At 70.8% G+C, this 13404-nt stretch carries 14 protein-coding genes; 13 read left to right on the forward strand and 1 reads right to left on the reverse strand.

Features of this window, described 5'->3' with window-relative positions; genetic code table 11:
- Positions 1-86: 86 nt before the first annotated feature.
- The 7 genes from rpsM (at position 87) to truA (ending at position 6933) form a co-directional block, all read left to right on the forward strand.
- Positions 87-461, forward strand: a complete 375-nt coding sequence (rpsM, locus tag AC2AXK_RS12550; RefSeq protein WP_484345706.1) for a 30S ribosomal protein S13 — start codon at positions 87-89, stop codon at positions 459-461.
- 96 nt (positions 462-557) lie between these two features.
- Entirely contained in the window at positions 558-965 is a 408-nt protein-coding gene (gene rpsK, locus AC2AXK_RS12555) for a 30S ribosomal protein S11 (protein ID WP_484345707.1), read from the forward strand.
- 135 nt (positions 966-1100) lie between these two features.
- On the forward strand, positions 1101-2105 hold the full coding sequence (locus AC2AXK_RS12560) for a DNA-directed RNA polymerase subunit alpha (RefSeq protein WP_484345708.1): 1005 nt from the start codon (positions 1101-1103) through the stop codon (positions 2103-2105).
- 57 nt (positions 2106-2162) lie between these two features.
- The gene (rplQ, locus tag AC2AXK_RS12565; RefSeq protein ID WP_484345709.1) at positions 2163-2711 is read left to right on the forward strand and encodes a 50S ribosomal protein L17; all 549 of its coding nucleotides are present in this window, start codon (positions 2163-2165) and stop codon (positions 2709-2711) included.
- Between the two features lie 127 nt (positions 2712-2838).
- Positions 2839-5085 (forward strand): DUF6541 family protein, encoded by a 2247-nt coding sequence (locus AC2AXK_RS12570; RefSeq protein ID WP_484345710.1) that lies wholly within the window; start codon positions 2839-2841, stop codon positions 5083-5085.
- Between the two features lie 104 nt (positions 5086-5189).
- Positions 5190-5960, forward strand: a complete 771-nt coding sequence (locus AC2AXK_RS12575) for an alpha/beta fold hydrolase (protein ID WP_484345711.1) — start codon at positions 5190-5192, stop codon at positions 5958-5960.
- A gap of 73 nt (positions 5961-6033) precedes the next feature.
- Entirely contained in the window at positions 6034-6933 is a 900-nt protein-coding gene (truA, locus tag AC2AXK_RS12580; protein WP_484345755.1) for a tRNA pseudouridine(38-40) synthase TruA, read from the forward strand.
- 24 nt (positions 6934-6957) lie between these two features.
- On the opposite strand, the gene AC2AXK_RS12585 is transcribed toward truA, so the two are convergent.
- Positions 6958-7371 (reverse strand): DUF5709 domain-containing protein, encoded by a 414-nt coding sequence (locus AC2AXK_RS12585; protein WP_484345712.1) that lies wholly within the window; start codon positions 7369-7371, stop codon positions 6958-6960.
- A gap of 96 nt (positions 7372-7467) precedes the next feature.
- Here AC2AXK_RS12585 and AC2AXK_RS12590 point away from each other — a divergent pair, with 96 nt between their 5' ends.
- The 6 genes from AC2AXK_RS12590 (at position 7468) to AC2AXK_RS12615 (ending at position 13395) form a co-directional block, all read left to right on the forward strand.
- The gene (locus tag AC2AXK_RS12590) at positions 7468-9156 is read left to right on the forward strand and encodes an ABC-F family ATP-binding cassette domain-containing protein (protein WP_484345713.1); all 1689 of its coding nucleotides are present in this window, start codon (positions 7468-7470) and stop codon (positions 9154-9156) included.
- 18 nt (positions 9157-9174) lie between these two features.
- Complete coding sequence (trhO, locus tag AC2AXK_RS12595; RefSeq protein ID WP_484345714.1) at positions 9175-10107, forward strand: oxygen-dependent tRNA uridine(34) hydroxylase TrhO; 933 nt, start codon at positions 9175-9177, stop codon at positions 10105-10107.
- 258 nt (positions 10108-10365) lie between these two features.
- Positions 10366-10809, forward strand: coding sequence for a 50S ribosomal protein L13 (gene rplM / locus AC2AXK_RS12600; protein WP_484345715.1), 444 nt, complete (start codon positions 10366-10368; stop codon positions 10807-10809).
- 42 nt (positions 10810-10851) lie between these two features.
- Positions 10852-11340 carry a 30S ribosomal protein S9 gene (rpsI, locus tag AC2AXK_RS12605; protein ID WP_484345716.1) on the forward strand — a complete coding sequence of 163 codons (489 nt, stop codon included), beginning with the start codon at positions 10852-10854 and terminating at the stop codon, positions 11338-11340.
- Positions 11341-11464: 124 nt separating this feature from the next.
- On the forward strand, positions 11465-12814 hold the full coding sequence (gene glmM / locus AC2AXK_RS12610) for a phosphoglucosamine mutase (RefSeq protein WP_484345717.1): 1350 nt from the start codon (positions 11465-11467) through the stop codon (positions 12812-12814).
- Positions 12811-13395 carry a peptide deformylase gene (locus tag AC2AXK_RS12615; RefSeq protein WP_484345718.1) on the forward strand — a complete coding sequence of 195 codons (585 nt, stop codon included), beginning with the start codon at positions 12811-12813 and terminating at the stop codon, positions 13393-13395. The genes glmM and AC2AXK_RS12615 overlap by 4 nt, the downstream gene beginning before the upstream one ends.
- Positions 13396-13404: the final 9 nt, after the last annotated feature.

The following is a 13404-nucleotide window of genomic DNA, read 5'->3' on the forward strand; positions in this document are numbered from 1 at the left end:
TGAACCCCCGGTCGGAGGCCGGGGCTCGCAGGACGCGAGCGGTGGTGCGGTAGACCTCCGATGGCAGTACAGGAGCCGGAAGGCACATGGCACGTCTTATCGGTGTCGACCTCCCCCGCGACAAGCGGCTCGAGGTTGCACTCACCTACATCTACGGCGTCGGCCGTACCCGCGCCCAGCAGACGCTGGCCGCCACGGGCATCAGCCCGGACGCGCGCGTGAAGGACCTCGGCGACGCCGAGCTCGTCTCGCTGCGTGACTACCTGGAAGGCAACTTCAAGCTCGAGGGTGACCTCCGCCGTGAGGTCGCTGCCGACATCCGCCGCAAGGTCGAGATCGGTTCCTACGAGGGTCTGCGTCACCGCCGCGGGCTTCCTGTGCGCGGTCAGCGCACCAAGACGAACGCGCGCACCCGCAAGGGCCCCAAGCGCACCGTGGCCGGCAAGAAGAAGGCCCGCTAGCCCGAGCAGCAGCTCGCCGGGCCGGAGCCCTGACGCATCGCGCGCCACCGCCCGCCCGCGCGACCCGAAGACCTCAATCCAGGAGAGAAACAGCACATGCCTCCCAAGACTCGCGGCGCCCAGGGCGCACGCAAGCCTCGCCGCAAAGACAAGAAGAACATTGCCATCGGCCAGGCGCACATCAAGAGCACGTTCAACAACACCATCGTGTCGATCACGGACCCCTCGGGCGCTGTGATCTCCTGGGCCTCGTCCGGCCAGGTCGGTTTCAAGGGCTCGCGCAAGTCCACGCCGTTCGCTGCGCAGCTCGCAGCGGAGGCGGCCGCGCGTCGCGCCCAGGAGCACGGCATGAAGAAGGTCGACGTCTTCGTCAAGGGTCCCGGCTCCGGTCGTGAGACCGCGATCCGCTCGCTCCAGGCCGCTGGCCTGGAGGTCGGCTCCATCCAGGACGTCACCCCGCAGGCGCACAACGGGTGCCGCCCGCCCAAGCGTCGCCGGGTCTGATCCTGTTCGAGCGGTGACCGGGCACGCCTCGCGGCGTGACCGGTCACCGAGCATTCCAGCCTCACGCCGGGCCCGTGACACGGGTCCGGCTCGTAGTGCGTCATATAGCGGACGCACGCTGAAAGGAACCCACCAGTGCTCATCGCACAGCGCCCCACCCTGACCGAAGAGGTCATCTCGGAGACGCGGTCCCGCTTCTCCATCGAGCCGCTCGAGCCCGGTTTCGGCTACACGCTCGGCAACTCGCTGCGCCGCACGCTGCTGTCCTCCATCCCCGGGGCTGCCGTGACGTCGATCCGGATCGACGGTGTCCTCCACGAGTTCACCACGGTGCCCGGTGTCAAGGAAGACGTCACCGAGATCATCCTCAACATCAAGAACCTCGTCGTCTCCTCCGAGAACGACGAGCCCGTCGTGATGTACCTGCGCAAGCAGGGCTCGGGTGCGGTCACCGCGGCTGACATCGTCCCGCCGGCGGGCGTGGAGGTCCACAACACGGACCTGCACATCGCCACGCTCAACGACAAGGGAAAGCTCGAGATCGAGCTCACCGTCGAGCGCGGTCGCGGGTACGTCTCGGCGCAGCAGAACAAGTCGTACGACGCCGAGATCGGTCGGGTCCCTGTCGACTCGATCTACTCGCCGGTGCTCAAGGTCACCTACAACGTCGAGGCGACCCGAGTGGAGCAGCGCACCGACTTCGACAAGCTCATCGTCGATGTCGAGACGAAGCAGGCCATGGCGCCCCGTGACGCACTGGCCTCCGCGGGAAAGACCCTCGTCGAGCTGTTCGGTCTGGCCCGGGAGCTCAACGTCGAGGCTGAGGGCATCGAGATCGGCCCGTCCCCGACGGACGCCGCTCTCGCCGCCGACCTGGCGCTGCCGATCGAAGAGCTGCAGCTGACGATCCGGTCGTACAACTGCCTCAAGCGCGAGGGCATCCACGCCGTGGGTGAGCTCGTGGCACGGAGCGAGGCCGACCTGCTCGACATCCGCAACTTCGGCGCGAAGTCGATCAACGAGGTCAAGGACAAGCTCGCGGAGCTCGGCCTCTCCCTCAAGGACTCGCCGATCGACTTCGATCCCTCCACCGCGGACTACTACGACGGTGAAGACCCGGAAGACGAGCAGTACACCTGACTTCAGGGCCGACCGGGTGACCGGACAGCTCGACCAATCCTCTAAGGAGCAAGAACAATGCCTACCCCCACCAAGGGTGCACGGCTCGGCGGTAGCCCGGCACACGAGCGCCTGATCCTCGGCAACCTCGCCGCGAGCCTCTTCGAGCACGGCCGCATCACGACGACCGCCACGAAGGCGAAGCGTCTGCAGCCGTTCGCGGAGCGCCTCATCAGCAAGGCCAAGCGCGGTGACCTGCACTCGATCCGCCAGATCGCCAAGACGATCAACAACAAGACCCCTCGTCGTCCCGACGAGCCCGGTGACGCGAACACGATCCTCCACCGCCTGGTGACGGAGATCGCGCCCGCGGTTGCCGAGCGCAAGGGCGGGTACACGCGCATCACGAAGGTCGGCAACCGCAAGGGTGACAACGCGCCCATGGCGGTCATCGAGCTCGTGCTGGAGCCGCTGAGCCCGAAGCAGGCTGTCGTGCGCGAGGCCGAGAAGGCTGCGAAGAAGAGCGCGCCGAAGGCTGCGCCGGTCGAGGAGACGCCCGCGGAGGCGACCGCCGAGGCCGACGCTCCGGCGGAGTCGTCAGCGGAGTCAGGCTCCAGCGACAGCTGAGGCCACACTGGCGGCGCCCCCGGCGTCGCGTAGCGCAGCTGGGCCCGGATCGAGACCATCTCTCGGTCCGGGCCTTCGTGCGTGCGCTACCGTCTGACCTGATATCCGATCGACGAGGGGACACGGCGTGGCTTGGCTGACGCTCGCCGCGATGTCCATGCTGTTCGTTCTCCTGCTCGTCCTTCCCGGGGGGATCGTCCTGCGCATCCTCGGGGTGCGCGGCGTCACCGCGGTGGGCGCCGGCCCAGCGGTCTCCAGTGCGCTCTGGGCGTGTGCCGCGATCGCGCTCGCCGGGCTCGGCATCGGGTGGCGGCTGGGGTACGCCGCTGCCGCCGTGGCGGTGATGCTCGGGCTGGTCGGGTTCGTCGCGACGCGTGCGCGGCGGTCACGTAGGCCGGGTGGGCAGGCGTCCGGTCGTCCGCGCGGTGCTACGGACCCGCGAGCTGCGCTGGCCACCGCGGCCGGGAACCTGCGCCGTTCCTGGGGGTTCCTCCTTGTTCTCGTCCTCGCCTCAGCGCTGGCCGTCGTGCCCGTCGCGGCCGGTATGGGGGCGCCGGACGCTCCGCTCCAGCAGTGGGACGGGGTGTTCCACCTCAACGGCGTCGCGCTGATCCGGGAGACCGGCGACGCGACGTCGCTGGACGGCCTCTACGGGCAGGGCGCGCACGTCTACTACCCGACGGTCTGGCACTCGCTCGTGGCACTCCTCCCCGCGGCCGCGGTCCCCGGGATGTTCGACGTGAGCGCTGCGGCCAACGCCTCGACGCTGGCGATGGTGTCTCTCGGGTGGTTGTTGGGGCTCGCTGCATGGGCGCGTGAGGTCTTTCCGGAGCGCAGAGGTGCTCCGACGCTCGTCGTCGCCCTCGGGGGCGGGTTCTCGATGTTCCCGACAGTCCAGCTGAGCACCCTGGCGCAGTGGCCCAACGCGATGTCCGTCATGCTCATCCCGGGGGCGTGCGCGCTCGTCGTGGCTGCGGTGCGCTCCCTGCGTGGGTCTGACGCCCGGGGAGCCGGCGAGGCGGAGCGGGTGGCCGGCGGCGTGCCGGGTGCGCCTGATCCGCAGGGGACTGGCGCGCCGCCCTCTGCGCCGCCCTCTGCGCCGCCCCGCTGGGCCCTGTGTGGCGCGGCACTTCTCTCCGTCGCGGGTGTCGCCGCGACGCACGGCAGTGGTCTGTTCGGGCTGGCGGTCGTCGTCGGGCCGTACGTCGCGGTGGCGCTGTGGTGCGTCGCGCGGGACGCGTACCGGGACGGGCACAGACGCCGGGTCCTGGCCTGGTGCGCCGGGGTGCTCCTGCTGGGTGGTGGTGCGACGGCTGTGCTGCTCTCGTCGCCGGTCGTCGCCGTGCTCCTCAACTTCGAGCGAGCGGGGCAGCGAGGCTACCCGGCCTCCGTGCTGCGCACGGTGTTCGACGGGGTGCTCACGGGAGGGCCCGGGAACGTCGTCCTGTCCGTCGCCGTCCTCGGCGGCGCGCTCGTGCTCGTCCGGGCGCGCAGACACCGGTGGCTGATCGTCTCGGCCGCGCTGGTCTGTGCCCTTACGGCGGTCGCTGCGGGGCCGCCGAGCCCGATCCGAGCAGTGACCGGCCTGTGGTACTCCCAGGGGGCCCGTATCGAGGCGCTGTACCCGATCCCGGCGACGCTCCTGGCTGCGGTCGGCCTCGCCTGGGCCGCGCAGCGGCTCACGGCGGTCTGGGTCGGCCTCATGCGTGGGCGCGGTCCTGGATCGCCCGGAACGACAGCCGCGGGGTCCCTCGCTGATGCGGCTGAGGACGACGCACGCGCGACCGCAGCCGCGACGGAAACAGCTGCGGCCGGTGTGTGGGCGGGTCGTGAGCATCCGGACCCGCCCGATCGCCAGCGCCCGGCGATCGTCGGTCTGGTGGTGCTCGCCGTCGTCGTCTCCGGCGGGTTCCAGGCCGGTGAACGGGTGGGACGCTACGCCGAGGCCTACGACCCGAGCCGCATCCGGTGGGGCACGATGCTCAGCGAGGCCGAGATCGAGCTCCTGCGTGAGCTGCCCGGGACGCTGCCCGACGATGCTCGGATCCTCGGCGACCCGTCGGACGGCGCAGCGCTCGCCTACGCACTGTCCGGTGTGGACGTGGTGCTCCCGCAGCTCGGGACGAGCCGGATGGACGAGCACCAGGCGTACCTGCGTGCCTCGTTCCGCGACATCGGTGACGATCCGCTCGTGTGCGAGCACCTCGCAGCCACCGGGGCCACCCACCTGTACGTGGACCCCACCGGTCCGGGCGACGGCGCCAAGGACGACACGTTGTCGCCCGGGCTCCAGGACATCGACACGACCTCGGGCGTGAGGCTCGTCCGCTCGGCCGGTGACGCGCGCCTGTTCGAGATCACGGCGTGCGGGTGAGAACTGGTTGCATGAGAAGCGGTTGCAGCTCCTCGGTCGGTGGCGGTGCCTGACTGGCTCTCAGGGCACCCGCGGTGAGCTGCGGCGTGTGGGAGCATCGACGGATGAGCGAGACGGTGCGGGCCGTGGACCACGCCGGGACCCACCCCACCCCGGTCGTCCTGATCCACGGGATCAGGACGTCCGGCACGATGTGGAGGGCCCAACGGGAGGCCCTCGAAGCAGCGGGTCATGCGGTCGCGGTGCCCGACCTCCCCGGGCACGGTGCACGGATCGGCGAGCGGTTCGACGTCGACGGGGCGCTCGGAGCGATCGATGAAGCGGTCGACCAGCTCGGCGGACAGGCCGTCGTCGTCGGGCTCTCGCTCGGCGGCTACCTGGCGATCGCCTACACGGCGCGCCATCCGACGAAGGTCCGGGGGCTGCTCGCTGCAGGGTGCTGCACAGCACCGTCCACGCCGCTGCGCCGTGCGTGGTTGCGCATCGCCCGGGTGATCGAGGCCTCGCCCGACGGCGGAGAGTGGCTCAACGCCTTCATGGTGCGGCGGCTCCTGCCTGAGCAGGGCGCGGTGGACGTGGGTGCAGGTGGTTTTGCGCTGAAGGTCATGACGCCCGCCCTGGAAGCCGTCGGTGGGCTCGACCCGCTCCGCGACCTCCGCCACCTTGCCTGTCCCGTGTGGATCGTCAACGGGCAGTTCGACCACTTCCGGATGGAGGAACGCGCCTACCTGCGTGCGGCCCGCTCCAGCGGGCAGCGGGTCCGTCACGTCGTCATCCCCGGAGCGCGACACCTCGCGAGCCTCGATCGTCCGGTGGCCTTCTCGCGGGTGATCCTCGAGGCGCTGGACGAGCTCGACCCGCCTGCCCGGGCGTGACGGGCACCCGGGCGTGACGGGCACACAGCGGGCAGCGGTCCGGGTGTCGTCGGAGCTCGCCGAGTGCGAGATCATGGAGGGCGTGATCCGCATTCGTCTCGACCTCGCCTACCAGGGGACCGGCTTCGCCGGGTGGGCGGTCCAGCCCGGCCTGCGGACCGTCCAGGGCACCCTCGAGGCGGCGTTGGAGCGGGTGCTGCGGGTGCCGGCACCGCGCCTCACCGTCGCGGGCCGCACCGATGCCGGCGTGCACTCGCGGGGCCAGGTCGCCCACCTCGACGTCGAGGCTGAGGTGTGGGAGCGCCTGCCCTCGCGTTCTGGCCGCACGCCCGGCGATGCGCTGGTGAGCCGGCTCGCCGGGGTGCTGCCGAGGGACGTCGTCGTGCACCGGGCCCGCGTCGCACCGGCGGGGTTCGACGCGCGCTACAGCGCGACGCTCCGCCGCTACACCTACCGGATCGCTGATGCTGCCTCGACGCGGGACCCGCTGCGCCGGGAGTGGACGGTGTGGGTGAAGAAGCCCCTCGACGTGGCGGCGATGCACGAGGCGTGCCAGGCGCTGCTCGGGGTGCGCGACTTCGCCGCGTTCTGCCGACCCCGGCCGGGTGCCACGACGATCCGCCACCTGCAGGAGCTGAGCTGGACGCGTCCTGAGTCGGGCCCGGACGCGGGGCTCGTCGTCGCGTCCGTCCGCTCCGACGCCTTCTGCCACAACATGGTCCGCGCGCTGGTCGGTGCCTCACTGACGGTGGGCGAGGGGCGTGCGCCGGTCGCGTGGCCGGCGCAGGTGCTCGCACGTGGGGTGCGGGAGAGCCGGGCTCCGGTCGTCTCGCCCGACGGGCTCGTCCTCGAGGCGGTCGTCTACCCCCCGGACGCGGAGCTCGCGGCGCGCGCCAGGCTCGTGCGTGCTCGTCGCACCGACGAGGAGGTGTGGACCGACGAGCGGCGGTCAGAGGCCGCCCCAGCCGACTGACCAGGCTGAGGCGGCCTCCGGGGGTCAGTCCGTGGGTTCGCTGATGACGTGCATCGCCGCGTCCTCGGCGCCGACACCGGCGGAGCTGCCCTCCTCCACGGCGAACACATCGTTCTCCTGGCCGTCGAGGGCGAGCGCGTCGGCTGCCAGCTCCCCGGCGCGATCGACGTCCGCGCCGTCCGGGTTCTCGAGGTCGGGGGCCTCCCACACCTCAGGCTCCTCCTCAGCGAGGCGGAGGTCGTGGGGCTCCCCGTGGGTCTCCTCCCACGGGGTCTCCCCGTAGTGGTTCTGCCGTGGCTCGTCGGGCGGGGAGAACCCCTCGTCGAGCAGCTGGTCCACGTCGGCGCCAGACATCGTGTCCTCGCCGCCGAGCTGGTTCGAGTCGCCCTCGGAACCGAGGGCGGGATCTGTGCTGGTTGCTGGTGTGTCTTCGCTCATGCCTTCCACGGTCGCACCGTCCGGCCGCCTCCGCACGGCGAGGGCGTCCCTGGAAAGGGTTCGCCCGGAGACGGGCTCAGACCGCAGACTGGGGCCGTGGGACACATCGACATCAACGAGATCAGCTACCACCTCCCCGACGGTCGTCCGCTCCTCGCGGGCGTCAGCCTGCGGGTGGCCGACGGAGCCAAGGTGGCTCTCGTCGGACCCAACGGGGCCGGCAAGACGACCCTCATGCGGATCGTCGCCGGGGACGTCGAGCCGCACGGGGGGCGGGTGAGCCGCAGCGGTGGTCTCGGTGTCATGCGGCAGTTCGTCGGGCGGGCCGACGACGACCGCAGCGTCCGGGACGCGCTCGTCGACCTGGCACCTGCGGCTGTTCGTGACGCGGGTCTCGAGCTCGCTGCTGCGGAGCTCGCGATGATGACTGCCGAGGACGAGCCGACACAGATGCGCTACGCACAGGCCCTCGCCGACTGGGCGGACGTGCGGGGGTACGAGGCGGAGAACGACTGGGACCACGTCACGCGCGACGTCCTTTCCGTGCCCTTCGAGCAGGCCCAGTTCCGAGAGCTGCGCACGCTCTCGGGCGGGGAGCAGAAGCGGCTCGTCCTCACCGCACTCCTGCGGGGACCGGAGGAGGTCCTCCTCCTCGACGAGCCTGACAACTACCTCGACGTCCCGACCAAGCGGTGGCTCGAGGAGGAGCTCGCGGCGTCGCCCAAGACGGTGCTGTTCATCAGTCACGACCGAGAGCTGCTGGCTCGCACGGCCACCCAGGTCGCGACCATCGAGCCCGGGGCCGCCGGCGGCTCGATCTGGGTGCACGGGGGAGGGTTCGCGACGTACGCCGCGGCACGCGCCGACCGGATGAGCCGGCTCGAGGAGCTGCGTCGTCGGTGGGACGAGGAGCACGGCAAGCTCAAGGATCTCGTCAACACGCTGAAGAACAAGTCGGCGTTCAACGACGGGCTCGCCAGTCGCTACCAGGCGGCACAGACGCGGCTGCGCAAGTTCGAGGAGGCCGGGCCGCCGGAGGTCGTCGTCCGGGACCAGGACGTCCGGGTACGGCTGACCGGTGGCCGCACGGCCAAGCGGGCCGTGGTGGCGCAGGGGCTGGAGCTCACCGGTCTGATGAAGCCGTTCGACACCGAGATCTGGTTCGGCGACCGGGTCGCGGTGCTCGGATCGAACGGCTCGGGCAAGTCGCACTTCATGCGGTTGCTCGCGGCAGGCGGGTCCCAGGGGTCGGCGGAGGTGCGCGGGCCCGGCGGAGCGCCTGGAGGAGCGGATCCGGTGGCGCACACGGGCGTCGTCACCCTCGGGTCCCGGGTCCGCCCCGGGTGGTTCGCCCAGAACCACGACCACCCGGAGCTCGAGGGGCGCACCCTCCTGGACATCCTGCACCGCGGGGACGGAGCGCGTGAGGGCATGAGCAGGGAGCCGGCGAGCAAGGCGCTCGACCGCTACGAGCTGGCCGGCCAGGCCGAGCAGCGGTTCGAGACGCTGTCCGGCGGGCAGCAGGCACGGTTCCAGATCCTCCTGCTCGAGCTCGGTGGGGCGACGCTGCTGCTGCTGGACGAGCCCACGGACAACCTCGACCTGCACTCCGCAGAGGCGCTCGAGGCCGGCCTCGCCCAGTTCGAGGGGACGGTCGTCGCGGTCACCCACGACCGGTGGTTCGCGCGGGGCTTCGACCGGTTCCTCGTGTTCGGCAGCGACGGCACCGTGCGGCAGACCGACGAGCCGGTGTGGGACTCCGCGCGCGTCGAGCGGGTCCGCTGACGCGAATATCCTGGTCCGATGGCCGTGCACAAGATCGTCCTCTTCTACGCCTTCGCGCCGCTCGCGGACCCGGTCGCAGTCCGACTGTGGCAGACGGCGCTCGCGGAACGGTGGGACCTCACCGGGCGCGTCATCGTCTCGCCGCACGGCATCAACGGCACGCTCGGCGGGACGGTGGAGCACCTCAAGCAGTACGTGAAGACGACGCGTCAGCACCCCGGTTTCGCCGGCATGGACGTCAAGTGGTCCGCCGGCACCGGCTCTGACTTCCCGCGCCTCAGCGTCCGGGTGCGGCCGGAGCTCGTGAGCTTCGGCGCGCCGGACGACCTCCGGGTCGACGCCGACGGGGTCGTCGGGGGTGGTGTCCACCTCTCGCCCCAGGAGGTGGACGCCCTCGTCGCCGAGCGCGGCGACGACGTCGTGTTCTTCGACGGCCGCAACGCGTTCGAAGCGGCGATCGGCCGCTTCCGTGGGGCGGTCGTCCCCGACGTGGCGACGACCCGGGACTTCGTCGCAGAGCTCGACTCGGGCCGGTACGACGACCTCAAGGACCGACCGGTGGTGACCTACTGCACGGGGGGGATCCGGTGCGAGGTGCTCTCGGCCCTCATGGTCGACCGGGGGTTCACGGAGGTCTACCAGCTCGACGGCGGGATCGTCCGGTATGGCGAGGAGCGGGGATCGGCGGGCCTGTGGGAGGGGTCCCTCTACGTCTTCGACGGACGCATGCACGTCGAGTTCGACGAGGGGAGCGTGCCGTTGGGCGAGTGTGTCGAGTGCGGCGAGCGGACGGCGAAGTACGAGAACTGCAGGTCTCCGTCGTGCACCACGCTCCGGCTGTACTGCGACGCGTGCCGGCACCTGGCCGCGGCGGGCGAGTGCCCGGGGTGCGCTCCTGCAGCGGTCGGCGGGGACCTCAGCGGAACGTCGTCGGCGCGGGCCGGGTTATAATCGTTGCGCGACGTGCTACCTGTCCGTGCCAGCTTCTCGCAGCACCGCCCACGGGAGCCCACGAGGGCCCCGGACGCAGGCTGTGACCTACCCGGTTTTGACCAGCCGGGTACGGAGCGGATATCGTGGCCAGTCGTTGTGCTTCCATACGTGACCGGTGCGCCCACTCGCTAGGTCAGAGACGGAGCCCTCACCGACCTCGCCGGCTGCAGAATCCTGTGCCGGAGAAGACACGAACACGAAACGAAGGCTACGACCGTGCGTACGTACACCCCGAAGCCCGGCGACGTCCAGAGCGACTGGTACGTCATCGACGCGACCGATGTCGTCCTGGGCCGCCTCGCCACCCACGTCGCGACACTGCTCCGTGGCAAGCACAAGGCCACCTTCGCGCCGCACGTCGACGGTGGTGACTTTGTCATCATCATCAACGCGGGCAAGGTCGCCCTGACCGGCAACAAGCGTGAGCAGAAGCTCGCATACACCCACTCCGGTTACCCGGGTGGACTGCGCTCCGTCGCTTACTCCGAGCTGTTGGAGAAGCGCCCTGAGCGAGCTGTGGAGAAGGCCGTCCGCGGCATGCTCCCGAAGACCACCCTCGGCCGCAACCAGCTGGGCAAGCTCAAGGTCTACGCAGGCCCTGAGCACCCCCACGCTGCGCAGCAGCCGAAGCCGTTCGAGATCACCCAGGTCGCTCAGTAGGCCCCGGCCTGCTGCGCAGACATACAAGGACGCGAGGACACCGTGGCCGAGACCACCGTCGACACCGACACGCTGGACGAAGACTCTCCCAGCAGCTACACCTCTGAGACCACCGCCCCCGCGGGCCGTGGCCAGAGCATCACCGCGCCCGCCCAGGCTCTGGGACGCCGCAAGGAAGCGATCGCACGCGTGCGTCTCGTCCCCGGCACCGGGCAGTGGAAGGTCAACGGGCGTTCGCTCGAGGAGTACTTCCCGAACAAGGTGCACCAGCAGCTCGTGAACTCCCCGCTGAAGCTCGTCGACGTCGAGGGTCGCTTCGACGTCATCGCGCGCATCAACGGTGGCGGCACCTCCGGTCAGGCCGGAGCGCTGCGCCTGGGTATCGCCCGTGCTCTCAACGAGATCGACGAGGAGCACAACCGCGCAGCCCTGAAGAAGGCTGGCTTCCTCACCCGCGACGCACGCGTCGTGGAGCGCAAGAAGGCTGGACTCAAGAAGGCACGCAAGGCTCCGCAGTACTCCAAGCGCTGATCCCTGCGCTCAGTGTCGACGGCCCCGATGGTTCGCCATCGGGGCCGTCGGCCGTTGTCACGATCGACGGCGGAGGTCGGCCACCCGTGCGCGACCACGCCTCTCCACGGAGGTTCTGCACACCATGGGACGACTATTCGGCACCGACGGGGTCCGCGGGCTCGCCAACAGGGACGTGACCGCCGAGCTCGCCCTCGACCTCGCCGTTGCGGCAGCACACGTCCTCGGGCAAAAGGGTGAGTTCACCGGGCACCGCCCCAGGGCGGTCGTCGGTCGTGATCCCCGCGCGTCGGGCGAGTTCCTCTCCGCTGCCGTGTGCGCCGGTCTGGCGAGCGCCGGCGTCGACGTCATCGACGTCGGGGTCGTGCCGACGCCGGCGGTCGCCTACCTCACCGGGGACCTCAACCTCGACCTGGGGGTGATGATCTCCGCGTCGCACAACCCGATGGAGGACAACGGGATCAAGTTCTTCAACCGGTCGGGCTTCAAGCTCGACGACGACGTCGAGGACCAGATCGAGGCGCGGCTGCGTGAGGACTGGAACCGGCCGACCGGCGCAGACGTCGGCCGCACGACTCAGGACCTCGCCGCTGTCTGGCGGTACGTCGACCACATCGTCTCGACCGTCCCGTACCCGCTGGACGGCCTCAAGGTCGTCGTCGACAGCGCGAACGGCTCCGCGAGCGAGGTGGGCCCCGAGGCGTTGCGCCGGGCCGGTGCCGAGGTCGTCGTCATCGGTTCCTACCCCGACGGGGAGAACATCAACAAGGGCTACGGTGCGACGAGCCCTCGTCGGATGGCAGCGGCCACGGTGGGCCACTGGGCGCACGCGGGCGTCTCGTTCGACGGTGACGCCGACCGGTGCATCGCTGCCGACGAGGACGGGGAGATCGTCGACGGCGACCAGATCATGGGGATCCTCGCGATCGCGCACGCGGAGCGGGGCACCCTCGCGAACGGGACGCTCGTCACGACCGTGATGTCCAACCTCGGGCTCAAGCTCGCCATGGAGCGCTCGGGGATCCGGACCGTCGAGACCAACGTGGGCGACCGCTACGTGCTCGAGGAGATGCGCCGGGGCGGGTACTCCGTCGGAGGCGAGCAGTCGGGCCACGTGCTGCTCACGGACTACGCCACGACCGGGGACGGCGTGCTCACCGCCCTGCACCTGCTCAGCCGCCTCGCCGAGAGCAAGGGGACGATGTCCGCGCTGGCCTCCGGCATCACCCGGCTCCCGCAGGTCATGATCAACGTGGCCGGCGTCGACAAGGCGCGGGCGAGGACGGACGAGGACGTCCTCTCCGCGGTCAAGCACGCCGAGGGGCTGCTGGGGAGCACCGGACGCGTCCTCCTGAGGCCCTCCGGCACGGAGGACCTCGTGCGCGTCATGGTCGAGGCCGCGACACAGCAGCAGGCGGACGACGTCGCGTCCTCGCTCGCCGACGTCGTGCGCGAGCGCCTGGCCCTGCAGTGAGCGGGCACGTCCGTTCCGCGGTCGAGGCGCTGCTCGCGGCACACCCGACAGGCGTGCTGCCGATCGTCCACGCGGGAGACCCGGTCCTGCGGGCCCCCGCAGAGCCCTACGACGGGCAGCTCGACGACGTGCTCCCCGCACTCCTCGCGGCGATGCGAACGACGATGCTCGCTGCTCCCGGGGTCGGGCTCGCGGCCCCGCAGATCGGCATCCCCCTGGCGCTCGCGGTCCTGCACGACGTGGGTGCCGCGCCGGGGGAGGAGGACGACCCGCGCGAGCGCACGCCGCTGGCGCACCGGGTTCTCGTCAATCCCGCCTACGAGGGCGTCGGTGGCGCGCAGCGCTCGTTCTTCGAGGGGTGCCTGAGCGTTCCCGGGTACCAGGCCGTCGTGGCGCGCCACCACACCGTGCGGCTCACCGGGTGGGACGAGACCGGTGCTGCGCTCGACGAGCAGCTCGTCGGCTGGCCCGCGCGGATCGTCCAGCACGAGACCGACCACCTGCGGGGAACCCTCTATCTCGATCGGGCAGACCTGCGCTCGTTGTCGAGCAACGACAACCTGCTCCGGCACGGGGCCTAGGGCCGCCCG

The organism is Sanguibacter sp. Z6_81 (assembly GCF_057180625.1).